At 45.4% G+C, this 23,263-nt stretch carries 22 protein-coding genes; 12 read left to right on the top strand and 10 right to left on the bottom strand.

Annotation, left to right across the window (positions count from 1 at the left end; genetic code table 11):
• The first annotated feature begins 4 nt into the window (after nt 1-4).
• On the top strand, nt 5-1,540 hold the full coding sequence (locus ICE93_RS10225) for a class I adenylate-forming enzyme family protein (protein WP_216187888.1): 1,536 nt from the start codon (nt 5-7) through the stop codon (nt 1,538-1,540).
• A 4-nt stretch (nt 1,541-1,544) separates the two neighbouring features.
• Here ICE93_RS10225 and ICE93_RS10220 read toward each other — a convergent pair whose 3' ends face one another.
• From ICE93_RS10220 to ICE93_RS10205, 4 genes are read right to left on the bottom strand one after another with little or no spacing between them, the layout of a single operon-like run.
• Nucleotides 1,545-2,816, bottom strand: a complete 1,272-nt coding sequence (locus ICE93_RS10220) for a SulP family inorganic anion transporter (protein WP_216187887.1) — start codon at nt 2,814-2,816, stop codon at nt 1,545-1,547.
• A gap of 5 nt (nt 2,817-2,821) precedes the next feature.
• Nucleotides 2,822-4,423 (bottom strand): GMC family oxidoreductase, encoded by a 1,602-nt coding sequence (locus ICE93_RS10215; RefSeq protein WP_216187886.1) that lies wholly within the window; start codon nt 4,421-4,423, stop codon nt 2,822-2,824.
• Nucleotides 4,424-4,428: 5 nt separating this feature from the next.
• The gene (locus ICE93_RS10210; RefSeq protein ID WP_216187885.1) at nt 4,429-5,259 is read right to left on the bottom strand and encodes a 3-keto-5-aminohexanoate cleavage protein; all 831 of its coding nucleotides are present in this window, start codon (nt 5,257-5,259) and stop codon (nt 4,429-4,431) included.
• A gap of 15 nt (nt 5,260-5,274) precedes the next feature.
• Nucleotides 5,275-6,087: an IclR family transcriptional regulator gene (locus ICE93_RS10205; RefSeq protein ID WP_216187883.1), complete on the bottom strand. Its 813-nt coding sequence runs from the start codon at nt 6,085-6,087 to the stop codon at nt 5,275-5,277.
• 115 nt (nt 6,088-6,202) lie between these two features.
• Here ICE93_RS10205 and accB point away from each other — a divergent pair, with 115 nt between their 5' ends.
• The 7 genes from accB to ICE93_RS10170 all read left to right on the top strand — a co-directional run bounded on the left by accB (nt 6,203) and on the right by ICE93_RS10170 (nt 12,165).
• Nucleotides 6,203-6,769 (top strand): acetyl-CoA carboxylase biotin carboxyl carrier protein, encoded by a 567-nt coding sequence (gene accB / locus ICE93_RS10200; RefSeq protein ID WP_216187881.1) that lies wholly within the window; start codon nt 6,203-6,205, stop codon nt 6,767-6,769.
• A complete protein-coding gene (locus ICE93_RS10195) occupies nt 6,769-8,226 on the top strand; it encodes a pyruvate carboxylase subunit B (protein ID WP_216187879.1) in 1,458 nt (485 codons plus the stop codon). The genes accB and ICE93_RS10195 overlap by 1 nt, the downstream gene beginning before the upstream one ends.
• Nucleotides 8,227-8,285: 59 nt before the next feature.
• A complete protein-coding gene (locus ICE93_RS10190) occupies nt 8,286-9,569 on the top strand; it encodes an ABC transporter substrate-binding protein (RefSeq protein ID WP_216187876.1) in 1,284 nt (427 codons plus the stop codon).
• 5 nt (nt 9,570-9,574) lie between these two features.
• Nucleotides 9,575-10,348: an ABC transporter permease gene (locus ICE93_RS10185; protein WP_216187873.1), complete on the top strand. Its 774-nt coding sequence runs from the start codon at nt 9,575-9,577 to the stop codon at nt 10,346-10,348.
• A gap of 27 nt (nt 10,349-10,375) precedes the next feature.
• Nucleotides 10,376-11,164 (top strand): ABC transporter ATP-binding protein, encoded by a 789-nt coding sequence (locus tag ICE93_RS10180; protein WP_255554626.1) that lies wholly within the window; start codon nt 10,376-10,378, stop codon nt 11,162-11,164.
• A complete protein-coding gene (locus ICE93_RS10175) occupies nt 11,161-11,913 on the top strand; it encodes a sulfite exporter TauE/SafE family protein (protein WP_216187870.1) in 753 nt (250 codons plus the stop codon). The genes ICE93_RS10180 and ICE93_RS10175 overlap by 4 nt, the downstream gene beginning before the upstream one ends.
• A gap of 105 nt (nt 11,914-12,018) precedes the next feature.
• The gene (locus ICE93_RS10170) at nt 12,019-12,165 is read left to right on the top strand and encodes a hypothetical protein (RefSeq protein ID WP_216187868.1); all 147 of its coding nucleotides are present in this window, start codon (nt 12,019-12,021) and stop codon (nt 12,163-12,165) included.
• A gap of 97 nt (nt 12,166-12,262) precedes the next feature.
• Here the strand turns inward: ICE93_RS10170 and ICE93_RS10165 are convergent, their stop codons facing one another.
• Both ICE93_RS10165 and ICE93_RS10160 read right to left on the bottom strand, forming a co-directional pair.
• Entirely contained in the window at nt 12,263-12,427 is a 165-nt protein-coding gene (locus tag ICE93_RS10165; RefSeq protein ID WP_216187866.1) for a hypothetical protein, read from the bottom strand.
• Between the two features lie 111 nt (nt 12,428-12,538).
• Nucleotides 12,539-13,315 (bottom strand): ferredoxin--NADP reductase, encoded by a 777-nt coding sequence (locus ICE93_RS10160; protein WP_216180507.1) that lies wholly within the window; start codon nt 13,313-13,315, stop codon nt 12,539-12,541.
• Between the two features lie 214 nt (nt 13,316-13,529).
• Between ICE93_RS10160 and ICE93_RS10155 the strand changes: the two genes are divergently transcribed.
• Complete coding sequence (locus ICE93_RS10155; protein ID WP_216187864.1) at nt 13,530-14,714, top strand: acetate/propionate family kinase; 1,185 nt, start codon at nt 13,530-13,532, stop codon at nt 14,712-14,714.
• 88 nt (nt 14,715-14,802) lie between these two features.
• Here the strand turns inward: ICE93_RS10155 and lysS are convergent, their stop codons facing one another.
• The 4 genes from lysS to ICE93_RS10135 all read right to left on the bottom strand — a co-directional run bounded on the left by lysS (nt 14,803) and on the right by ICE93_RS10135 (nt 20,255).
• Nucleotides 14,803-16,353 (bottom strand): lysine--tRNA ligase, encoded by a 1,551-nt coding sequence (lysS, locus tag ICE93_RS10150; RefSeq protein ID WP_216187863.1) that lies wholly within the window; start codon nt 16,351-16,353, stop codon nt 14,803-14,805.
• A 33-nt stretch (nt 16,354-16,386) separates the two neighbouring features.
• A protein-coding gene (prfB, locus tag ICE93_RS10145) for a peptide chain release factor 2 (protein ID WP_216187862.1) occupies nt 16,387-17,491 on the bottom strand; the annotation gives its coding sequence in 2 pieces (ribosomal slippage) (nt 16,387-17,409 and nt 17,411-17,491; 1,104 coding nt in all).
• Nucleotides 17,492-17,525: 34 nt separating this feature from the next.
• Nucleotides 17,526-19,277, bottom strand: coding sequence for a single-stranded-DNA-specific exonuclease RecJ (gene recJ / locus ICE93_RS10140; protein WP_216187861.1), 1,752 nt, complete (start codon nt 19,275-19,277; stop codon nt 17,526-17,528).
• A 21-nt stretch (nt 19,278-19,298) separates the two neighbouring features.
• Complete coding sequence (locus ICE93_RS10135) at nt 19,299-20,255, bottom strand: hypothetical protein (RefSeq protein ID WP_255554624.1); 957 nt, start codon at nt 20,253-20,255, stop codon at nt 19,299-19,301.
• A gap of 67 nt (nt 20,256-20,322) precedes the next feature.
• Here ICE93_RS10135 and ICE93_RS10130 point away from each other — a divergent pair, with 67 nt between their 5' ends.
• Genes ICE93_RS10130 through ICE93_RS10120 form a run of 3 tightly spaced genes read left to right on the top strand, consistent with a single transcriptional unit; the run spans nt 20,323 to nt 23,121 of the window.
• On the top strand, nt 20,323-21,585 hold the full coding sequence (locus ICE93_RS10130; RefSeq protein ID WP_216187858.1) for a lipoprotein-releasing ABC transporter permease subunit: 1,263 nt from the start codon (nt 20,323-20,325) through the stop codon (nt 21,583-21,585).
• Nucleotides 21,578-22,273 (top strand): ABC transporter ATP-binding protein, encoded by a 696-nt coding sequence (locus tag ICE93_RS10125; protein ID WP_216187856.1) that lies wholly within the window; start codon nt 21,578-21,580, stop codon nt 22,271-22,273. The genes ICE93_RS10130 and ICE93_RS10125 overlap by 8 nt, the downstream gene beginning before the upstream one ends.
• Nucleotides 22,274-22,284: 11 nt before the next feature.
• Complete coding sequence (locus ICE93_RS10120; RefSeq protein WP_216188382.1) at nt 22,285-23,121, top strand: TatD family hydrolase; 837 nt, start codon at nt 22,285-22,287, stop codon at nt 23,119-23,121.
• Nucleotides 23,122-23,263 lie beyond the last annotated feature (142 nt).

Genomic DNA, 23,263 nt, shown 5'->3' with positions numbered 1-23,263 from the left:
TTTGATGATGACTGCTTCATGCAAGAGTTTGGGTGAGGTGCTTTCATATTGGGAGAAGGTTCAGCCTGAAAAACCTTTTCTATTTGCCCCTGAAATTAGCGCTGCCTTAACTTATGGGCAGCTCGCAAAGGAAGCACGTCATTTTGCAACCTGGTTAGAGCAAGAGAGTATTAGTGAAAAGGGCCATGTTGGTCTCTTTATGCAAAACGGTCGCCAAACCAGTACAGTTTTTTTGGCAACTATGGCCTGTGGGCGAGTGATTACCCCTTTAAATCTATTAGCGCCCACCGATCAACTTGCTTGGGTGTTAGATCACAGTGATATTGAGGTGCTGTTTTACTCTCCCGATAAGAAACAAGGATTATTTTTAGCTCTTGAGAAGACTAAAAGAAAATTCAAGGTCATTGAGCTTGATCCAGATGCTGCAGAGGGGTCCTTTATGCAATGCGGGTCTGGAACATTGCCATCGGTAGAGTCTACACAGCCAGCTCTTTTGATGTATACCTCCGGTACAACTGGAACGCCTAAGGGCGTCTTGCTTACTCATGCTAATTTATTACATGCTGCACGCTCTATGGCTGCATGGCACTCATTAACACAGTCAGATGTTGTGTTGAGCTCACTACCGATTTACCACATTAACGGCCAAGTCATTTCAACAATTACGCCATTTGTATCCGGTGGATCTGTAGTAGCTCCACATGCTTTTTCTGTTTCAAGTTGGTGGAGTTTGGCGATTCAGTATCGCTGCACTTGGATCAATATGGTGCCTACCATTATTGCGTATTTGATTAATGCTGCTAAGAGTGGCGGTGCATTACCGAGTCGCGAGGACTTGAAGTCGATTCGATTTGGTCGATCTGCCTCTGCTCCTCTGCCGCCCGAGCATCATCGTGAATTTGAAGTGCTCTTTGGAATTACTGTCATTGAGGGGATGGGCATGACAGAGTCGGCCTCAATGGTCTTCTGTAATCCCCATGATGAAAGCAGACGCTACGGTAGTCCTGGTCAACCGTGTGGTGTCGAGGCTAAGGTTATTGATCCCGATGGCAACCTTCTTGGTAACAATGCCGTGGGTGAAATTTGTCTTCGTGGTGGTAATGTGCTCAATGCTTATTACAAAGCAGAGGAAGAGACGGCTAAAGCCTTTGATAGCGAGGGGTGGTTAAAGACTGGCGATCTGGGTATGCGCGATGGTGACGGTTTTTATTTCATTACTGGGCGCCTCAAAGAGTTGATCATCAAGGGTGGGGAGAATATTGCTCCACGTGAAATCGATGAGGCAGTCTTGAAGCATCCCGCAGTATTGGATGCTGCTGCAGTAGGCATTCCTGATAGTAACTACGGTCAAGAAATCATGGTCTGCATTGTTCTCAAGCCAGACTCAAAATGTACTGAAGACGAAATGCGCGCATTTTGTGTAAAAGAATTGGGGAAATTTAGAACACCCAAAATTATTCTGTTCATGGAAGACCTACCGCGTGGACCGTCTGGCAAGGTGCAGCGCTTAAAGTTGTTGGATCTACATAAAGCCCACTAACTCTTTAAGTCTTTGCGATAAAGCGCTTGATCATTATTGAGCTAATGATTCCAGCAAGTATTGCCCACTCAAGTGGAATAGTGATGGTGCCAATGCCGGTAATCAGCATGGGAATCCATTCCTTTGCTCCCATGTGAAATTCATGACGAATCTGTTTTATATCAATTAAGTTCCAGGCCACTACCAGCAATAGCGATGCAATAACTACATAGGGGATATGTTTTGCCAGTGGCGAGACAAAGGCAAGCAAGATAAAAAGAAAAACTGCAGCGCAAATCGCTGAGAGAGGTGTTTTAGCTCCAGAGGCAAGGTTTACACCCGTCCGATTGAATGAGCCACTAGCAGGGTAGGCAGAGAAGAATGAGCCGCATATATTGGCCAATCCTTGTCCAATAAATTCTTGATTTGCATTGAAGTGATCTTTTGTTTTTAATGCAATCGCTCGAGCAATAGCCATTGCTTCGGTTGATGCCAGCAGCGTCATGATGAGAGCAGCGCTAAATAACTTTTGTAAAGTTTCACCACTTAAGTCTGGGCTAGAGATTGGCGGGAATGCCCCTGGTATTTCTTGAACTTTTTTGAAGGTAACCACGCCAGGCAGTAGTGATTCAATTAAAGCCGCTGCAATGCTTCCCAGTACAACGGCTAACAGCATGGCAGGTAAAAAGCGATTCAGCGGCTTCCAGAGTCGAATGGCGATTAAGGTGAAGAGTACTACCGCTGGGGCTGCCATTTGCCATTGATTATTTATGAGTGCAGATACTACAGCACTGATTGTTTCTGGAACACCCCTACCTCTTGGGATATTGATGCCAAGAAGAGTGCCCAGCTGACTATTGATAATCAGAATTGCTGCGCCAACAGTGAAGCCAACAATGACGGAGTGAGGAATCTGCTCCACCCATTTGCCTGCTTTAGCAAATCCTAGCGCAAGCTGCAGAACACCCACCAAAAAACTCAGCGTTAAAACATAGCCAACGTACTGACTAGATTCTGGGAGTGCCAGCGGAGAAATTAACGCCATCGTCGTTAGAGAAATGGCATTAGCTGGACCTGTAACCATTAAGCGACTTGAGCCAAATAGCGCTGCAATTAGACAGGGAATCATGGCTGCATATAGGCCATAGTGAGGCGGCATGCCCGCTAATAATGCAAAGGCAATACCCTGAGGCATAACAACAATGGCGCCAGTCAGGCCCGCAAAAATATCTGCGCGTATCGTTCCTGGCGTTCGATATTCAGGAAGCCACTTACTAAAAGGTAATTGCCGGCGCATTGAGTTTAAGTGCGGCCTAAGATCAAATCAGCAGCTCTTTCTGCAAGCATTACTGCAGGCCAATTGGTGTTGCCTGAGGGCAAGGTTGGCATCGCCGAGCAATCTACAACTCTGAGCCCTTGTACACCTCTTACTCTTAGCGAAGAATCTAGTACTGCCATCGGATTGCTATCTGGACCCATTTGGCAGGTGCCTGTTGGATGGAAAATCGTTGCGCCATTGTTGCGGCAAAACTCTAAAATTTCTTCATCCGATTGTGGATTATTTGGTTTAACTTCTCGAGTAATCAGAGAGCGAAGTGGTTCGGTTTGCGCAATTTTTCTAGCGTATTTAACGGCGGCAATACTAATCTCGCGGTCATAAGATGTCGACATGTAATTAGCAAACATCTTGGGAGGTACGAGTGGATCTGTTGATTGAATGCGTACGTGACCTCGTGATTCTGGTCTGAGTTGGCATACTGACATAGTGAATCCGGAGAAAGGGTGAACTTTGCCGCCAGCCATCTCTGCAGAGAGTGTTGCTAAGTGAAACTGGATATCAGGTGTTTTAGAGTCTTTCATTACGCGCGTGAAGAGACCCCCCTGATTAATGCCGATTGAAAGCGGTCCGCCGCGAAAGAGCAACCAATCTAAGCCCATCTTGAGTTGTCCAAACCAAGAGGAGAGTTGGTCATTAGTTGAGATGGGTTGATTTAATTCGTAGATAAGGCGGTGCTGTAAATGGTCTTGTAGATTTTCGCCAACTCCTGGTAAATCCTGCACCACAGGGATATTGAATTCTTGCAACAGTTTGGCTGGGCCAACCCCTGACAGTTGTAAAATTTGCGGACTCTGGATTGCGCCCGCACTCAGAATGACTTCTTTATTAGCGCGCACTATGCTTTTTTTACCGTTACGGAATATTTCAATACCTACGGCTTTTTTGTTCTCAAAAATCACCCTACAAGCCTGACTATCTGTCAGGATTTCTAGATTCTTCCGATGCTTGGCGGGCTTTAAATATGCAACAGCAGTACTGCAGCGAAAACCTTTGTGAGTGGTGAGCTGGTAGTAGCCAACCCCTTCTTGCGTTAAGTTATTGAAATCATCTGTCTCAGGCACCCCTAAAGCATTGGCGGTCTTTTTAAATGCTTCGACTAATGGATGTTTCTTTGGAATAGACGATGCCTTCAAAGGCCCCTTTTGTGAATGGAGTGGTTCACTTAAGCGATCATTTCCTTCTGCTTTTTTAAAGTAGGGCAGTACGTCATCCCAGCCCCAGCCAGGATTCCCGAGGTTGCACCATGTGTCATAGTCTTCTTTCTGTCCACGAATAAATATTAGGCCATTAATTGAGCTGGAGCCTCCTAGTGTCTTTCCTCTGGGCCAATAAATCTGTCGATTGTTTACACCTGGATCTGGCTCGGTCTGAAATTTCCAGTTCAGCTTTGGATCCCACATCGTCTTTGCATATCCAATAGGCAGATGAATCCAAGGAGAGCGGTCCTTTGGTCCTGCTTCAATCAGGCAAACAGAATTCTTGGGATCCTCTGAGAGGCGACTCGCCAAAACGCAACCAGATGAACCACCGCCTACAACGATGTAATCAAAAGATGTATTTGACATATTGATTAATGCTTTCTTAATCCCAAAATTTCACGAGCTTGCGCCGGAGTTGCCACCGTCCGGTTGTATTTGGGCGCCATCTCAGCAAGGCGTGCAACGAGCTCAGCATTGTCTTTCGCAGCTCGAGTTTTATCAAAGCGCGTATTGTCCTCAAGACCAGTTCTGACATGACCGCCTAATTCGAGAGTCCATTCATTGACTGGTAATTGATGGCGTGCAATACCAGCTGCAGTCCACGTCGCATCCGGCATCACTGCCCTTAATTCTGAGATGAGAAATTCTAGAATCGTGCGTCGTGCTGGCATGGCGTTAGGAATACCCATGACAAATTGCACATGTGCAGGTGCTTTGAGGAGGCCGCGTTCAATCAAATTTGCTGCGTTATAGAGCATCGCAAGGTCAAATATCTCGATTTCTGGCTTGATCTCGTACTTCAGCATCTCGCTTGCAAGACCATCCACAAATTCAGGGGGGTTTTCATAAATCCCTGTTGGGAAATTTACAGAGCCCGTTGCGAGTGAGGCCATGTCAGGTCGATGGAACAACATTCCACCGCGAGCAGCTTGATCGCGACCACGACCGCCAGTAGAAAACTGAATAATCATTCCTGGACAATGTTTCTGTATTCCCTCTTGAACGGCTGCATATAAATCGGGGTCTGAGCTAGGAGTTTCATCTGCATTACGTACATGTATATGCGCAAGGGATGCACCCGCTTCAAACGCTTTATGTGTTTCTTCAATCTGTTCGCTAGTAGTCACTGGCAATCCTGGACAATCTTTTTTGCGAGGTATTGCGCCTGTCATTGCTACTGTGATGATTACGGGAGTGGTCATATTGTTTCCAGGTAATTAATTACTGCTATCAGATAAGCTGCTTTGAATATCATTCGCTGCGCGCTTTAAAGGTTTGACATAAAAATCAATCGATTTTTCTTGCATACGCGGCGCCGGGCCATGAGCTGTAATCGTGGCGAAAGTTTTATATTTAGAGTTGATAACTGGCACGGCAATTCCAATAAACCCTTCTAGGAAAGCTGATTCATCAAGGGCGTAGCCGTCATTACGAATTTTTTCAAGCTCAACAAATAATTTGTTGTATGTGGTTATCGTTTTAGGCGTGTAGGTTTCAAATGGCTCATTGCCTAGCGAGCGTCGAACCTGCAACTCAGTCATGCCTGAAAGAAATAACTTTCCACTTGCAGTGCAGTGCAGGGGTACACGCATACCGAGATCTACGTGAAGGCGAATGGGTGCACTTGTTTCGACGCGATCGAGATACATCACTTTATTGCCATCTAAGATGTTGAAGTTACAGGTTTCACCAATTTCTTCAACAAGACGTTTCATTACTGCTACGCGTTGTGATCGAATCGAGTCCACAGAAAGAATATTCATTCCCATGATTCTGAGTTTTGCGCTTGGCTGAAAACGTCTGCCATTGGGATCACGCTCAATAAATCCCTGGGTTACTAGAGTATTTAACAATCTAAAGGCAGTGGGTTTGGCTAAACCGGTGCTTGTAGAAATAGCCTCAAGAGTGAGGGGAAATTCTGATTGGGCAATTGTCTCCAGAATGAGCAAAACCTTTTCCGCCATGCTGGATTTGGCAGATTCCTCCAATATTTCGGCTGGGGGGGTGATGCGGGAGAGCTTTTGTGGCATTTATTTAGAATTATTTTGGAAGATATTTGGGTTTTTAAGTGTTTACCCTTAAAGCATTTCATCTGATGATACTTTAAATTTCATTAGAGAAAATATTAACCAAAAATACGAGACAGTGCAAACAAAAAAGAAAATCGCCCCAAAAGCGAAAGTAAAGAACAAGCCTTCTAAAAAAGTTCCAGTTAAAAAGACTGGATCTGTGGTGAAGGTTCCGCCTGAATTCACGATGAAGCAGGTGAAGGAAATTGTTGCCCTCATTAAAGATGCGGGCACATTTACTACCTTCGGCTATAGGACTGAGGAATTTGAGATTGAGATTTCAGTAGGGCCGCAAATCGCTTCAGCGCCAAGCGCTTATGTTGCCCCGCAAGTAGTGGTGCCCACATCCGTAAGTGATGCTGCTCCCATTGCTGCGACACCATCATTAAGTCTTTCGCCATCAGAGCGAGTTATTACAAGCCCGATGATTGGAACTTTTTATCGCAGGCCAAGCCCAAGCTCAGCACCATTTGTTGAAGTGGGCGACAGCGTGACGCCAACCACAGATGTTTGTATTGTGGAAGTGATGAAATTATTGAATACCATTCCTGCTGAATGTAGCGGAAGGGTATCTCGTATTCTGGTTGAGGATGGGTCAACGATTGAGGTTGGACAACCACTCATGGTGATTGAGCTGACTTAATGGCATCTAAGAAACCATTCGAAATGATCGATGTCACTCTGCGCGATGCGCATCAGTGCCTTTGGTCTACCCGTATGACTACTCCTCATATGTATCCAGCACTAGCCGATATAGATCAAGCTGGCTATGGTTATATTAATATTTTAGGTGGCGCTGTATTTGATGTGATGGTGCGCTTCTTGCGTGAAGATCCATGGAAGCGTATGAGGTTTTTGAGTGAACAACTCAGCACTCCAACAGATGCATTAACACGCGGTCAAAGTATTTACACATTTGAGTTATTCCCGGACGATGTTGTGGAGCTCAATGTAGAGCTGTTGGCTCAGTCCGGCGTCAGAGTATTGACTGTTTATGATGCTCTGAACGATAACCGCAATATTGAATCTTCTGTAAAAGCGGGCAAGAAACATGGCATGCTAATTAATGCCATGTTGACTTACGCTCTAAGTCCTGTGCATGACGATGCTTACTTTATTGCTCGTACACGCGAGTTGGTAAAGTTAGGCGCTGACTTTATTTCAGTAAAAGATCCAACTGGCTTGCTTACCCCAGAGCGAGCTGCCACCCTTTTTCCTGCTGTAGTTTCTGCGGCGTCAGGCATTCCTATTAAATTACATTCGCATTGCCAATCTGGTTTAGCGCCGTTGGTATATGAGGAAGCCATCAAAGCTGGTTTTGCTTATGGCTATGTGGCAACGAATTGCTTAGCAAATGGCGCTTCCCTCCCGTCGGTATTAGATGTGTATGCCAGCGCTCAAAAACTCGGTCGAGCTCCTAAGATGAATCATTTGGCCTTGCAGAAGGTAGATGAATACTTTGATTGGATTTGCGCTCGCGATAATTTTGCTCGTGGAGAAAAGGCAATTTATGACCCAGCTCTATATGAGCATCAAATCCCCGGTGGAATGATTTCTAATCTACGCGCTCAATTAGCTACGATGGGTATCTCACACAGAGAGGCGGAGATTCTAGAGGAGACTGCTAGAGTTCGTGAAGATTTAGGGTATCCCATTTTAGTGAGCCCATTTGCCCAATACATTGTTACTCAAGCGGTCTTGAATGTGATGCAGGGCGAGCGCTATAAAACAATCCCGGATGAGATAAAGCTATATCTCAAGGGTCACTATGGAAGATTGGCGGGTAAGCCTAGTGCCAAAGTGATGAGTCGCGCAAATGTAGATTACGACGCCTCTCGTCGACCTGGCGAACTAATTGAGCCTGCACTACCTGGCTTAAGAAAAAAATGGGGCCGCTCCATTAGTAAGGAGCAGTTAAGTCTTCATGCCTTCTATCCAGAGCATCTTGCCATCGGATTGAGGGATGGAGCGCAAGAGGCATTGAAGCAGGGACCTGCTTTACAGCCCTTTACTGAGTTAGTGAAGTATTTAGTTATGAAAAAAGAATATAGAAAAATTAGAACCAAATTAGGTGGTATAGAGTTAAGCTTCAGCAGTTAGTTTTTTGGCCTTTGCTTTTTGTATTTGGTACAAGAAATTTTAAATTTAAGGAGATCGTAATGAAACAATTTAGCGCATCACGCCGTATCTTTTCAGTACTCGCTGTCGCCATGTTATCTGGCGCTCCAATGCTGTCAATGGCTCAAAACGCCACAAAGTTCAATGATTATGGGTGGCCAGAAGGGGCTGAGGAGAAAGTATCAGCTAAGTCTGTAGCCTGGCTTAAAGAAAAAGGCTGGTGGCCTGTACAAATTGCATTTCAGCCACCATGGTCTGGTCAAAACACAGTCAACTTGGTAATGGATAAAAAAGGTCTCCTATCTAAGCGTGGTATCGAAGCTAAATTACAAGCATTCCCATCAGGGCCCGCGATTAATGAAGTCATTATTTCTGGACGATTCCAGTTTGGTAATGGTGGAAATTTCCCATTTACCTCTTTAGTCGATAAAAACATTCCAGTGAAGACGATCGCGGTGATTAATACGAACTTGATGCACGCTGTTTTAGTGCCACTTGATTCTAAGATCAAATCCTTTAAAGACTTCAAAGGTTCTAATCCGCCAGCAACTATTGGTATCGTAACTGGTTCCTCAGCTGAGTTTTACATTCAAGCGGCAGCCAAGGCTAATGGTATTGAAATTGGAAAAGATATCATCTTGAAAAACATGCCTCCAGGCGAGCAAATGGCGATGCCAAAAGGTATTGATGCAGTAGTTCCTTGGGACCCAACCCCAACCATCATGTCCAAAGAGCGTAAGAACGCCAGAATTATTAGTGACAGCTATCCGTACAATATTTATGCCGGTACTTTCTATGTGCGTCAAGAAGTTATTGATAACGCACCGGACGTAGTACAAGCATTTACAGATGCTATTGCTGAGGCAACACTTTGGATTAGAAAGAATCCAGATGCTGCGGTTGATGTCATGCAAGAAGATCCAAACTTGAAGAACTATTCAAAAGAAATCTTGCGTCAACAAATTACTGCTTACAACTTGCTTTACAAGCCTAATTACATTTACCCAATTCCAGTTTTCTGGGGTCGTGCAAATGAGCCTATTTACACATGGCTTTATGAGAACAAGCGTATTCAGAATAAGTTAACTGGTATCGACTTTGCACGTGCGGTGGATACACGCTTTATGGATAAAACTTTCGAGAAGTTGGGTTGGGCAACAACTACAAGACCACCATTTTTACCAGCAAGCTGGTCTGCACCATTGGATAAAACACCGTACCCAACTTATATGAATCCATTAAATACGACCACACCACAGCCTTTCCCAGAAAAGGGTGATCTTGTGAGAGATTGGTCCTTCGACGGTAAGACTTATAAGAAATAAGAGCTATGCCAATAATTAACTTTTTCAAGCAATTTCGTCGTCTAGCTTTATTGATTATTTTGCTTGCCGCCTGGGAGTATGCCAGTCGGTTTATTCTGGATAAGACAGAATCTACCTTGTTGCCACCTCCTTCGGGGGTGGCACTAGGAGGTTTTGAATTAATGCAGTCTGGAGAAATCTGGAAGCATTTATTGGATAGCTTATCCAGAGAATTTGTGGCATTTTGTTATGCCTCTGTCGCTATTCCTTTGGGAATAGTGATGGGGTGTTTTAAATGGGTCAATGAGCAGGTAGATCCAATCGTAGAAATTTTGCGACCTATTCCGCCAATTGCCTGGATCCCGCTAAGTATTTTGTGGTTTGGGGTTGGTAACACTCAAAACCAATTCATTATTTTCTTGGGAATCTTTTTCCCAATCCTATTGAACACTATTGATGCTGTAAAAAATGTGGAGCCGAACCTAATTCGAGCGGCTCGCTGTTTGGGCGCTGGCTCTTGGGGTGTGATTACACGTGTCGTACTGCGTGCGGCTCTTCCTCAGATAGTGACCGGTATTCGTATTGGTTTGGGAGTAGGTTGGATGGCTTTGGTAGCGGCTGAATTGGTTGGCGCCAACTCTGGCCTTGGATTCTTAATTAATGACGCGCGTACCGTTTTGCGTACAGACTATATTTTGGTTGGTATGTTGGCTATTGGCGTAATTGGCTTATGCCTCGATAGACTTATTAGATACACGGCTCAGAAACTAATGCCTTGGTCAAGAGCGCTTAATGCTTAAACAGTTTGTTGATAACTAATCATTAAAATGAATAATTCAAAGCCAGCACTTAAAGTAGAGCACGTCAGAAAAATTTATCCGTCAATGCATGCTAAGGGCCAAGAAGTTTTGGCCATTGACGATATTTCGTTAGAGGTTCGTAAGAATGAGTTTTGCTCAATCTTGGGCCATAGTGGCTGCGGAAAGACAACACTTCTCAATTTGATTGCTGGATTTGAGACTCCAACTGCTGGTCACATTGAATGTGCTGGCAAAGTTGTGAACGGCCCTGGTGCAGATCGCTCAATGGTGTTTCAGGACTATGCGCTATTCCCATGGTTGACCGTATACGACAATATTGCTTTTGGATTAAAAATCAAAGGTATTAATGCTGGCGAGATTAAGCAGATCGTGACGCGCTTTGCTGCGCTAGTAGGTTTAAGTCAATTTACTAATCACTATCCTCATCAGCTTTCAGGCGGTATGCGTCAGCGAGTATCTATTGCGAGAGCCCTGGTTGTTGATCCCACTGTTCTCTTGATGGATGAGCCATTTGCTGCATTGGATGCACAAAATCGCGCCATGATGCAAGCTGAAATGATTCGAATTTTGAATGAGGAAAGCAAAACTGTTGTCTTGGTCACTCATAGCATTGAGGAGGCTATCAATCTTTCAGACGTCATCGTTGTGATGACACGTCGCCCCGGAAGAGTGAAAGAAGTTATACGGGTACCAGAGCCCCGCAGAATGGTTGAAGATACGCCCGCCTATCTAGAGATTCGCCGTCAGATTCGCGATCTCATCGCCGGTGAACATGATGTTAGCGAGGCCGTTTGATTTTTGAAAACCTAGCCGCAATTTGTTTATTAACATTTGCGGCATTTTTTGGTGGCTTCATTAGAAGGTTAAGCGGTTTCGGTGGGGCGCTCATTATGACGCCCGTTCTCATGTGGATATTTCCAATTCCATTTTTGATTCCGATTGTGATGTGCTCGGAAGTATTTGGAGGCATATTACTTTCTCGGCATTGGAAATTACATCAAGAGGATCAATCTCGCCTTTGGTTCATGTTATTTTTTTCCGCCATCTTTTTACCTTTAGGTATTTGGCTAGGTGGACTAATACAGCTCTCGGTGTTGAAAACCGCTACTAGCGCAGTTATTTTATTTTTTGCTAGCTACTTGCTTTTAAAGCCACATGTCCGGTTAACAGGTTCGAGTCTTTTGGATGGTATCGCAGGAGGTCTTTCGGGCTTGTTGTTGGGTTCTTGCGGGATAGGCGGGCCACCTGCCGCGTTGTATCTCAATTCCACCAATCAAGCATTCGATAGAACGCGGGCTCTGTTATCTCAATTTGTTTCTGGCATATCGATATTTGCAATTGTTGCGGCGAGTCTGATGGGTGGGGGAATTGATTGGCTTGCCTACCTTGCGGTGGCTATTCCAGCTTATTGGCTTGGAATGAGGGTTGCCAAAATGGTTTTAGAGGCCCATGCAGTATCGGATGGCGTTCTGAAAAGGCTTTGCCTGCTGTTGCTCATAGCAAATGCAGCTATCAATTTGCTGTTTTTATTTATATTGAAATAAGTATAAGCAAATGAAATATATATTCTTTTCAGATATATAAAAAAACTCTATTCTCTAGGTTCATTGGATGCATATGCCAGCTTAGATTAAAAGAAGGAGTTCAAAATGGGTTACACAACAGATAATAAACAAGAGGCTGTGGTTGAATCAGTTTTGCTAACTACAGAAAAAACATTTGTCGCCCCAACGGGTGCTGATCGCTCTGATTGCAGTCAAACCAGCGAAGTGGTTTACTTTCAAATAGAAGATTAATTTCTTTAAAAAATAGGCACTCTTTTTGGGTGTAGATCATGAAATAAAAAACCGCTACTGAGGCGGTTTTTTTTGTATCTACTTTTAAATCAAAACATCATGAGAAAGAGGTTTCAAATTCCTCGGCTTTAATGGCGTTCATTAAAAAGAGAATTTGTCTTTGAAAACTTTTTCTCTCGTCAACTTTGTCATGAGGCAAGCGGTCATGCTCGCGTAGCAAGCTAATAATGGCTGGGTTGTAATGCTCTCTGACCGGGGACATCTTGGCTCCTTGAAACCGTATTCGTTAGAAACACTGTAACAAGGGCCTTATATATTTACAAGTAATATATAGCGATAACTAAACTACTTTCGTGTATATAAATGCTGGCGCTTACTTTTCTACGAAGGCGCGCTCAAATACGTAGTCACCAAGTTGTCCAAGACTTGGGGAGACCTTAAAGCCCTTGGCATCTAGCATTTCAGCGGTTTCTTTCAGCATGGAGGGGCTGCCGCAAATCATGGCTCTATCTACTGCTGGATCTAATGGGGGAAGGCCAATATCCTTAAATAGCTGACCAGATTCAATGGCAGTGGTGAGGCGTCCAGTATGCTTAAAAGCTTCTCTGGTCACGGTTGGGTAGTAGATCAGTTTTTCGCGAATAATTTCGCCTATATATTCATCTTGAGTGAGTTCATTCTTGATGTAGTCGCCATAAGCCAGTTCGCTGACAAGGCGTACGCCATGGATGAGGACTACCTTCTCAAACTTCTCATAGGTGTCGGGGTCGCGAATAATGCTCATGAATGGCGCAAGACCAGTGCCTGTGCTGAAGAGGTAGAGATGTTTGCCTGGGTTTAAATCGTCAATGACCAATGTGCCAACGGATTTTTCGCTGACAAGAATGGGGTCTCCCACTTGTATCTTTTGTAAACGTGATGTGAGTGGCCCATCTTGAACCTTGATACTTAAAAATTCGAGGTGCTCTTCATAGTTTGGGCTAGCAACACTGTAAGCCCTCACCAAAGGTTTGCCTTCTACCTCGAGGCCAATCATCAGAAAATGACCGCTACGAAAGCGCAGGCCTTTATTGCGGGTGGTGGTAAAGCTAAAGAGGGTGTCGTTCCAGTGGTGAACGGTAAGAACGGTTTCAGTGTTGTAGGCTGCCATAAAAGCTTAATTTTAATTGTCTAAAACCCTAATTATCCTCAATCTTGAAGCGATTCAGGGGGTATCACAGCTTTAAAGACTAATTAACTTCTCATAAGTAATCTACTTTTGCTTATATGAGCCCTAGTTTGGGTCTTTAGGAGGGGCAACTCGCTATCATCTAGGGGCAAGCAGCGCCAATACCGGTCGACCCTTAATCACACTATATTTTCTTATGGCAATTCTGACTGTTAATGCAGGTTCTTCATCTCTCAAGTTTTCAATTTATCCGACTAAGCAAGGATCTGTGCTGCCATCCATCCTCTCGGGTAGTTTTGAGGGGCTAGAGCCGGGTGGAAAAACAGAACTTCGCTATGCCTATGAGGGGGTAGAGCATGCAGAGAATTTTGAGGATGTAGGCCAGGATCCGTTTATCGCGGCTTTGATGCACCTCAAAGAGCTATTGCTTGAAATTAAAGGATTGCCACCAATTAGAGCAGTCTCTCATCGTATTGTTCATGGAGGCTCAGAGTTTTTTAGACCGATTGTCTCTACTGATGCAATTCTAGAAAAATTATCCGCCATGAGTGCGTTGGCGCCATTGCATCAACCCCATAGCTTGGATGGTGTGAAAGCTTTTTCTCAAGTATTTCCTGGCATTCCTCAGGTGCTTTGTTTTGATACCGCCTTTCACAAAACCATGAGTCACCATGAAACTTCTTTGGCTTTGCCTAAAGAGATTACCGATCAAGGTGTGCGACGCTATGGTTTTCATGGTATTTCATATCAGTACATCATTGGCGAATTAAATGAGAACTCCAATAGAGCGAAAGATAAAGTGCTCATGGCTCATCTTGGTAATGGCGCTAGCTTATGTGCCGCAATTGATGGAAAAAGCGTTGCCACAACAATGGGCTTCTCCGCCCTAGATGGCCTAATGATGGGCACTCGCAGCGGCTCGTTAGATGCTGGTGTGTTGATGTATTTGGTGGAGCGAGGCTATACCCATGATCAGTTGCAAGATCTGCTCTATAGAAGGAGCGGTCTGCTTGGTGTGTCCACTATTTCAGCGGATATGCGCAAGTTGAGAAGTGATTCCAATCCTTTAGCTAAAGAGGCGATTGAGCTCTTTATCTACAAAATTATGCGCGAGGGTGGTGCCATGATTGCTTGCCTTGGCGGTCTTGATCTAATTTCATTTAGCGGCGGTATTGGCGAGCATGATCCTGTTTTAAGGTCGGCGGTATGCAAAAAATTTGCATGGCTTGGTATTGAGTTGGACGAAAAGTTGAACCAAGAAGCCACTCAAGGACTAACTTTAAAAATTAGCACTCCGCAAAGTCGTGTCGAGGTTTGGGTTGTTCCAACTGATGAAGGGGTAATGACTGCGCAAGAGGCTCTCAACTTGCTACGCTCTTAGTGCTAGGGCCAATCTCTTTGATAGCCAGAGGTAGAGTAGGTTAATAAAAAAGCGGGGTAATAACCCCGCTTTTTCTTTGGAGAAGAAATTACTCTTCTTCGCGACGCAAATGTGGGAACAGAATCACATCACGAATATTTGGCGCATCGGTCAAAAGCATGACTAAGCGATCAATGCCGATACCGCAACCGCCTGTTGGAGGCATACCGTACTCGAGGGCACGGATGAAGTCATGGTCAAAGTACATTGCCTCTTCATCGCCAGCCTCTTTTTGCTCTACTTGCTTGCGGAAGCGGTTGGCTTGATCTTCTGCATCATTTAGCTCAGAGAAGCCATTGGCGATTTCGCGACCAGTAATAAAGAGTTCGAAACGCTCAGTAATTCCTGGACGGGTGTCTGATTCTCTTGCAAGAGGACTCACTTCAATTGGGTAGTCGATGATGTAGGTTGGCTCCCAAAGATGTTCCTCAGCAACCAATTCAAATAGAGCGAGTTGAAGTGCGCCAATCCCAGCGTTCTTGAGGGTAGGGGCATCTGGGTTCTCACCACCTTTTTTCAATTCAGCACGAATGAAGTTTGCATCCTCCAATTGAGCTGCTTCATAGTTCTTGCCAGATTGGCCGCAGTACTTGAGGATTGCTTCAGTAATGGTTAGGCGCTGGAATGGCTTACTCAGATCAAGCTCACGACCTTGATGTGTTAATACTGCTGTGCCTTGCGCATCAATTGCGGCGGCACGAATTAATCCTTCGGTGAAGTCCATAAGCCAGCGGTAATCTGTATAGGCCGCATAGAATTCCATCATTGTGAATTCTGGATTGTGACGCGGGCTTACGCCTTCGTTACGGAAGTTGCGGTTAATTTCAAAGACACGCTCAAAACCGCCGACTACTAGACGCTTAAGGTAAAGCTCAGGAGCAATACGCAAGAACATTTGCATATCGAGAGCATTGTGGTGAGTAATGAACGGCTTAGCTGCTGCGCCACCTGGAATAGGGTGGAGCATCGGCGTTTCAACTTCCATGAAGTCGGCATCTAACATATGGCGACGCAATGAAGCGATCGCGTTACTGCGTGCTTTGAAAGTATTGCGGCTTTCAGGATTAACAATCAAGTCTACATAGCGTTGACGATATTTAGTCTCCAGGTCTGAGAGGCCATGGAACTTATCAGGTAATGGACGCAATGACTTGCTAAGAAGGCGTAAATTGCTGCACTCAACTGAGAGTTCGCCCTTATTAGTCTTAAAAAGATTACCTTCAGCAGAGATAAAGTCACCCATATCCCAATGCTTGAAGGCTCCATGAACATCAGCACCGCTGAGCTCATCATTGATATAGAACTGAATTTGCCCACTGCGATCTTGGATGGTTGCAAAGCTCGCTTTGCCCATCACACGCTTGAGAACCATACGTCCAGCAACCTTGACGTGAATCTTCTTCGCCGCCAATTCTTCTTTGGTAAGGCTGTCATAGTGGGCATGCAAGTCAGACGCCAAATGGGTGGGAACAAAGTCATTTGGGAATGCAACGCCACCAGCGCGGAGCTTGGCAAGCTTTTCACGGCGCTCGGCAATGATGTGATTTTCATCAACTGCTTCAGTGGCTGCGGCATTGTCTAAGTTGGTTTTATCGTTCATGTTTATCGCGGTGCAGTAATGGGTATATGGTTATTACACGCCTTGTTTCAGGCTGGCTTCAATGAAGGCATCGAGATCGCCATCCAATACTTTCTGGGTATTGGAAATCTCAACGTTAGTACGTAAATCTTTGATGCGGCTTTGATCCAAAACATAAGAGCGGATTTGATGACCCCAGCCTACATCGGTCTTAGTAGCTTCCAGCTTGTCTTGTTCAGCGCGACGCTTTTGCATCTCGTGCTCATAAAGGCGAGACTTCAGCATAGTCATGGCCTCGGCGCGGTTGCGGTGCTGACTTCGGTCATTCTGACACTGCACCACAATCCCAGTCGGAATATGGGTTAAGCGTACTGCTGAGTCTGTTTTATTGATGTGCTGACCACCTGCTCCAGAAGCGCGATAGGTATCTGTACGAATATCAGCAGGATTGACTTCAATCTCAATCGAGTCATCAATCTCTGGGTAGACATAGATAGAGGCAAATGATGTGTGGCGACCATTAGATGAATCGAATGGGGATTTGCGCACTAGGCGATGCACACCTGTTTCAGATCGTAGGTGACCATAAGCATATTCACCATCGACTTTGATGGTTGCGCTTTTAATGCCAGCAACATCACCATCAGATTCTTCAAGGATTTCAGTTTTGTAGCCTTTGCGTTCGCAATACTTGAGGTATTGTCGATAGAGCATACTAGCCCAGTCACAGGCTTCAGTACCACCAGCACCTGCTTGAATATCGATAAAGCAATTGCATGAATCCATCTCATTGTGGAACATGCGCCGGAATTCAAGGTCGCCAATAATCTTGCTATAGCTTTCAACATCTTTCTCAATAGCGGCGATCGTTTCAAAATCATTTTCCTCTTTAGCCATGTCAAATAGCTCGAGAGCGCTAGTAATGTTGGTATTGAGATCGGTAAGAGTGGCGACAACGCCATCGAGCAATTTCTTCTCTTTGCCCAGCGCTTGCGCTTTCTTTTGATCGTCCCAAATCGTGGGATCTTCTAGTATTGAATTAACTTCGGTAAGGCGACGTGACTTTACGTCGAAGTCAAAGATACCCCCGAAGAGCTTGCTCACGGGTGAGCAGATCGGACAAGGTATTCGAAATAATGTTTAGTTGTTCAGCTTCCATCCCCTAATTATAAGGGGGTTATTGCTGCAGCCCCTCAGGCGCCAGGGGTCTCATCATGGGCTTCAATCATCAGTTGAACGCGAGCTTGACCTTGATAGCGGTCAGTGACCAAGCGATAGGCTAGTCTGGCTTTGGCAGGCAGGCTTTGAGTGCGATTAAACCAAACTGCTGTCAATGGCTTGGAGCCAGCATCAAGCCCTAAGGGGCGAACCATTAGGCGTAGATGCTTTTCTTTCATAAGACTTTGTTGGGCAATCTCAAATTCCCCGTAGAAAACCGGTTGCGGAAAGCCTTGGCCCCAGATTTCTTCGGCCAGAAGGTCGCCAATTTCAGGGGTAAATTCAGAGGGTTCTAAACCACCATCATGTGCATGGCGGCGCTCGAGCAATTCATCTGTGAGAAGTTCTGATGCAACCTGCTGAAAGCAGGCATCAAATTTCTCAAAATCATCTTTACGAATGGTTAATCCTGCAGCCATTGCATGACCACCAAATTTGAGAATGAGTCCAGGTTCGCGTTTAGAAACTAAATCCAGCGCATCTCTCAAATGAAAACCTGTCAGTGAACGACCCGAACCACGCAACTCTTCTCCAGTATTGCCATCAGCAGGCGCAAACACAATTGCAGGACGATTAAAACGTTCTTTTAAACGTGAAGCAACAATGCCTACAACGCCTTGATGCCATTCTGGATTCCACAAGCAAATACTATTGCGCTCAGACATGGTTCCAGAAAGCCGATCTTCAGCTAGATGAGAGAGTGCAGTTCCTTGCATTCCCGATTCAATCACGCGACGTTCGCGATTGATCCGATCAAGTTCGTGCGCTAACGTCATTGCATCATCGGCATTATCTGTGAGAAGCAAGCGGATGCCTAAGGTCATATCCGCCAGACGACCAGCCGCATTGAGTCTGGGGCCGATGGCAAAGCCTAAGTCAAAGGTATTAGCTTTGCGTGGATCACGAGTAGCCGCCTGAAATAGCGCTTGCATGCCTGGCTGTGATATTCCTGCGCGAATACGTTTCAAGCCATTGGAAACTAAAACCCGATTGTTGCGATCGAGATGTGCAACGTCTGCGACTGTTCCTAAAGCGACCAGGTCTAAAAGGTTCTCTACCTTGGGTTGAGTTTCATTCGTAAATTTGCCACGCTTGCGAAGTTCAGCACGAAGGGCAACTAGTAAATAAAACATCACACCAACACCTGCGAGGGCTTTGCTTGGAAAGCTGCAGCCTGGTTGATTTGGATTAACGATTGCCAGTGCATTTGGTAAGTGATCTCCAGGCAGGTGATGATCAGTCACTATAACTTCCATACCAAGCTCTTTGGCACGATTCACACCGGCTTCACTCGCGATACCGTTATCAACAGTAATTAAATATTTTGGTTTGGGATTTTGTTGGGCAGCTAATTCCACCACTTCAGGGGTCAGTCCGTATCCCATCGTGAAGCGATTGGGTACCAGAAACTGAATTGGTGTCTCGGGACCGCCTAGCATGCGTAAGCCACGGAGACCAACAGCACAAGCAGTAGCACCATCGCAGTCATAATCAGCAACGATGAGCATCGACTCTTTTTTCTCGAGGATATCGGCTAGTAAGCTTGCTGTATTAATACAGTTCTTCAGCTCTACCGGTGAAATCAACTGCTTTAAATCCAGTGAGAGCTCTTCAGGAGACTGTAGACCGCGTGCTGCATAGAGTCTAGCTAGCAAAGGATGTAACCCACTCTGCGCCAACCAGGTTGCGGTACGCTCAGAAAATGGGCGTTGCGAAAATAGGCTCATATGAAACTCATGCGTTAATCATCATTGAGTAATTTCTTTCCAGGTAAGTGGTTCTGACTTTTTCCAGAAGGCCCAAGATTTCCTATGTAGATCTTTGACAGTAAGAATACGCTCGCGCACTTTTCCGTTTGGAAAGTCAATCAGAACAACTTCATCAAGTTTTTTATTAAGTAATGCCGCACTTAATTGGGGCCATGCTAGTTGGGGTTGTTCGAGCCAAGCAAAAGCGCCAGCTAGATTGTTCTCATGCAAAGTAATTTCGTATGGAAGACCTAAAAGCCTTGCTAGGCCTGGCAATAAAGGGTGTTGGCCAATGAGACGTTGGGATTCTTTTAATGATTCCGTTGGTTTTACATCATTCAGTTTGCCAATGCCGCTAATCCAGAGCGAGTTAATGCTGGGCATGCCACGTTGTTCCCGTTCTTCGTTTACTGGACCAATGTGCCAAAGCATCTGAATTTCATTTTGGAGTTTGCGCCAACGCTTGGCGATACCTTGTTCATGGGTATCGCGTGGCATCCACCAGTCAATATTGCGGCCATGTGCTTGATCAACGCTATAGCTAGCAAGACTAGAAAAAGCTCCTGCAGGAATAAACCAATAGTGTTGGTTTTGGAAAAGGATTGAACTCTGAAAATCTTCTTCTATAAATGGGAGCGCAGCATTGAGTAGTTGGGTGGATTCTTCTGTTGTCAGGTCAATCTGGTTTTGCCCCATCAAAATAAGATGATCTCGTGTGGCGTGTAGATGAACTGGTTGTAGGCATGCAATGACTTCGGTTGGATTGATCACTTGATCAGATTGCCCAAGCAGTAATACCGGGGCAATAGGTACTGCATCGCCGAGCAAAAAGCGCTCATGGGGCAGGCCTTGCCTTGGGCCGTCCCTGCTTACAGGGTCATCCAAGACGTCTTCCCCTGAAATTAACAGGGTAAAACGGCGCAGCTGGCCTGGGGCGATGGTGGAATTAGCAGTCATTACCCTGATTTTAGGTGGCATTTGAGTATTCCATCAGTTTGTCCGCGCGATTCACTAAACTGTGGCTATGTTAAGACTTCCTATTGAGCTAGAAATTGGCCTGCGCTATACCCGATCCAAGCGTCGCAAGACGGTGGGAAAGCGTGATGGCTTTCTATCCTTTATCTCTGGAATCTCTACCGCTGGCATTGCTTTAGGAGTTGCTTCACTGATCGTAGTTCTCTCTGTCATGAATGGCTTTCAGAAAGAAGTACGTGATCGTATGTTGTCAGTGCTATCCCATGTGGAAATTACTGCACCTGACGGCCTGGCAAACTGGGAGCCGCTGGCGCTTAAAGTGGCGGCCCAACCTCATGTAGTTGGTGTAGCGCCTATGGTTAGCTCTCAAGGACTTCTTAGTCGTGAGAGCATGATGCGCGGTGTAGCGATTCGTGGCATCTTGCCAAGCGAAGAAGGCAAAGTATCTGACTTACCAAAACAATTTGTTGCGGGCAGCATTGATGATTTAAGGCCAGGAAGTTTTGGTGTTGCCTTAGGCGCACAGCTGGCGGCAATTGTTGGTGCACACGTTGGTGATCGTATTAATTTAATTGTTCCTGAGAGTGATCTAACTCCAGCAGGTGCCATGCCTCGCATGCGCACACTTCAGGTGGTGGGTATTGTAGATAGTGGTCATTATGAATATGACAGCTCCTTAGCCATCATGCATTGGAAGGACGCCGCTGCCTTGTTGCGGCTTCGAGATCCATCTGGATTGCGTGTCAAATTGGATGATATGCAGCGTGCGCCAGAAGTTGCTAATGAATTAGCAGCTATCGTGCCTCAAGCTCTATGGGTGACTGACTGGTCAAGATCTAACCGAAATTGGTTTGCTGCAGTGCAGACTGAGAAAAAGATGATGTTCATCATTCTGACTTTGATTATTGCTGTTGCGGCATTTAATTTGGTGTCTACCTTGGTGATGACGGTAAACGAGAAGCAGGCTGACATTGCTATTCTGAGAACAATGGGTGCTAGCCCTGGGCTGATTCAGAGAATATTTTTAATTCAAGGTTTATCGATTGGATTATTGGGGTCTTTAGCCGGAGTTGGTTTGGGTTTGTTGATCGCACTCAATATTGATGTGATCGTTCCAGTGATTGAGGCAATCTTCCGCGTGCAATTTTTGCCACGTGAGGTGTATTTTATTAGTGAGCTACCTTCTGATGTCAGAGCCAGTGATGTACTAACAGTTGGCTTGATGGCTTTTGGCCTGTCTGTATTGGCAACTCTATATCCAAGCCGCAGAGCAGCTAAGGTTCAGCCGGCGGAGGCTTTACGTTATGAGTAATTTGGAGAACTTGGTACTCAAAGCCAGAGGCCTGGCTAAGACTTACGGTCAAGGACCTACTGCGGTTGAGGTTCTTAAAGCAATCGATTTGGATATCGCACCTTCAGAAAAAATTGCCATTGTTGGATCCTCAGGTTCTGGCAAGAGCACTTTGCTGCATCTTTTGGGTGGATTAGATAATCCAAGCTCAGGTACAGTAATTTTGGCGGGCTCTAATTTGAATAACTTGTCAGAAAAGAAATTGGATCAGCTGCGTAATCACAGTTTGGGCTTTATTTACCAATTCCATCACCTCTTAGATGAATTTAGTGCTGCTGAGAACGTTGCATTACCGCTGCGTATTCGTGGCTTCAGTAATGACGAGTCGATGGAGCGCGCTAGCAAGATGCTCAAAGCAGTTGGCTTGTCAGCTCGTGAGCTTCATACCCCAGGTGAGCTGTCGGGTGGAGAGCGTCAGCGTGTTGCCGTTGCTCGTGCCTTAGTTGGTAATCCTGCTTGTGTTCTGGCGGATGAGCCAACAGGCAATCTAGATACAGAGACGGCCGATGGCGTATTTGATTTGATGTTGGATATCGCACGTGATCAAGGCACTGCCTTTGTGATTGTGACGCATGATCCAATTCGCGCTAAACGTTGTGATCGTATTTTGCATTTAGAGCGTGGAGTATTAAAGCCATTCTCGGTGTGAGTAGATATCCTATGTGGATCGATACCCATTGCCATCTAGATGCTCCCGAGTTTGCGGACTCATTACTCGTAATTATTCGTGCGGCAAAAGAAAAAAATGTTAAAGCAATACTGCTGCCAGCTGTGAAGGCAGCCGACTGTACTCACGTAAAAGAATTGGCCCATCAATATAGCCAAGAAATCCCCGGCTTGGTTTACACCCTCGGAATACATCCCTTGTTTACCAATCATGCGCAAGACACTGATATCGAAACTTTGGATAAAAGAATCTCTGAATCTCTCGCTGATCCTCGTTTTGTGGGTATAGGCGAAATTGGTTTGGATTATTTTGTCGAGGATTTAGATCCTCATAAGCAGGAATTCTTTTTCAATGCGCAATTGGATTTAGCGCAGAAGTATCAATTACCTGTAATCCTGCATGTGCGTCGCTCGCAGGATGCCATCTTAAAAGCTTTGCGTCGTCGTAATATTAGCGGTGGTATTGCGCATGCTTTTAATGGCAGCTTCCAGCAGGCCGAACAATTTATTGGGCTTGGGTTTAAGTTGGGCTTTGGTGGTGCGGCTACCTATGAGCGTGCCCTACAAATTCGAAGACTCTTAAAAGAGTTGCCGCGGGATAGCATCGTGACTGAAACGGATTCTCCTGATATCCCGCCTGCATGGCTCAGAAAAGAAGGGATCGCCTTTAATCAACCCGCTTTTGTTGGGAGAATTGCAAAAGAATTGGCATCGATTCGGGGTATTGGTGATGCTGAGTTTGCTTCTGCGGTTTGGGGCAATGCGATGCAAGTATTACCGCGCTGGTCAGCTCTCTGCGCCGATCTACCTAATCTCAATCTAGCCTCTTAATTCATTGCGTTTGGCCATTACGGCGTTTATCGCCCCCCGGAAATTTTTGCTAATTTCAAAGGGTTAGTTTAAAGAGGCCCAAAAAATGATCATTTAAAGACTAACGGGCCCATAGCTCAGTTGGTTAGAGCAGAGGACTCAT

It is taken from the genome of Polynucleobacter sp. MWH-HuK1, assembly GCF_018881815.1.
Taxonomy (GTDB): Bacteria; Pseudomonadota; Gammaproteobacteria; order Burkholderiales; family Burkholderiaceae; genus Polynucleobacter.
The sequence above is the reverse complement of the archived record's forward strand: the minus strand, read 5'-3'. Positions and strand labels throughout refer to the sequence as shown.

Excerpts from the sequence above, each read along its gene's own strand:
- ICE93_RS10160 (WP_216180507.1), bottom strand. The coding sequence starts at position 13,315 with ATGGCAGCCTACAACACTGAAACCGTTCTTACCGTTCACCACTGGAAC.
- ICE93_RS10215 (WP_216187886.1), bottom strand. The coding sequence starts at position 4,423 with ATGTCAAATACATCTTTTGATTACATCGTTGTAGGCGGTGGTTCATCT.
- ICE93_RS10220 (WP_216187887.1), bottom strand. The coding sequence starts at position 2,816 with ATGCGCCGGCAATTACCTTTTAGTAAGTGGCTTCCTGAATATCGAACG.
- ICE93_RS10205 (WP_216187883.1), bottom strand. The coding sequence starts at position 6,087 with ATGCCACAAAAGCTCTCCCGCATCACCCCCCCAGCCGAAATATTGGAG.
- ICE93_RS10135 (WP_255554624.1), bottom strand. The coding sequence starts at position 20,255 with ATGACTGCTAATTCCACCATCGCCCCAGGCCAGCTGCGCCGTTTTACC.
- ICE93_RS10165 (WP_216187866.1), bottom strand. The coding sequence starts at position 12,427 with ATGTCCCCGGTCAGAGAGCATTACAACCCAGCCATTATTAGCTTGCTA.
- ICE93_RS10225 (WP_216187888.1), top strand. The coding sequence starts at position 5 with ATGATGACTGCTTCATGCAAGAGTTTGGGTGAGGTGCTTTCATATTGG.
- recJ (WP_216187861.1), bottom strand. The coding sequence starts at position 19,277 with ATGAGCCTATTTTCGCAACGCCCATTTTCTGAGCGTACCGCAACCTGG.
- ICE93_RS10180 (WP_255554626.1), top strand. The coding sequence starts at position 10,376 with ATGAATAATTCAAAGCCAGCACTTAAAGTAGAGCACGTCAGAAAAATT.
- ICE93_RS10185 (WP_216187873.1), top strand. The coding sequence starts at position 9,575 with ATGCCAATAATTAACTTTTTCAAGCAATTTCGTCGTCTAGCTTTATTG.
- ICE93_RS10195 (WP_216187879.1), top strand. The coding sequence starts at position 6,769 with ATGGCATCTAAGAAACCATTCGAAATGATCGATGTCACTCTGCGCGAT.
- ICE93_RS10130 (WP_216187858.1), top strand. The coding sequence starts at position 20,323 with ATGTTAAGACTTCCTATTGAGCTAGAAATTGGCCTGCGCTATACCCGA.
- ICE93_RS10155 (WP_216187864.1), top strand. The coding sequence starts at position 13,530 with ATGGCAATTCTGACTGTTAATGCAGGTTCTTCATCTCTCAAGTTTTCA.
- ICE93_RS10190 (WP_216187876.1), top strand. The coding sequence starts at position 8,286 with ATGAAACAATTTAGCGCATCACGCCGTATCTTTTCAGTACTCGCTGTC.
- ICE93_RS10210 (WP_216187885.1), bottom strand. The coding sequence starts at position 5,259 with ATGACCACTCCCGTAATCATCACAGTAGCAATGACAGGCGCAATACCT.
- lysS (WP_216187863.1), bottom strand. The coding sequence starts at position 16,353 with ATGAACGATAAAACCAACTTAGACAATGCCGCAGCCACTGAAGCAGTT.
- ICE93_RS10120 (WP_216188382.1), top strand. The coding sequence starts at position 22,285 with ATGTGGATCGATACCCATTGCCATCTAGATGCTCCCGAGTTTGCGGAC.
- ICE93_RS10125 (WP_216187856.1), top strand. The coding sequence starts at position 21,578 with ATGAGTAATTTGGAGAACTTGGTACTCAAAGCCAGAGGCCTGGCTAAG.
- ICE93_RS10170 (WP_216187868.1), top strand. The coding sequence starts at position 12,019 with ATGGGTTACACAACAGATAATAAACAAGAGGCTGTGGTTGAATCAGTT.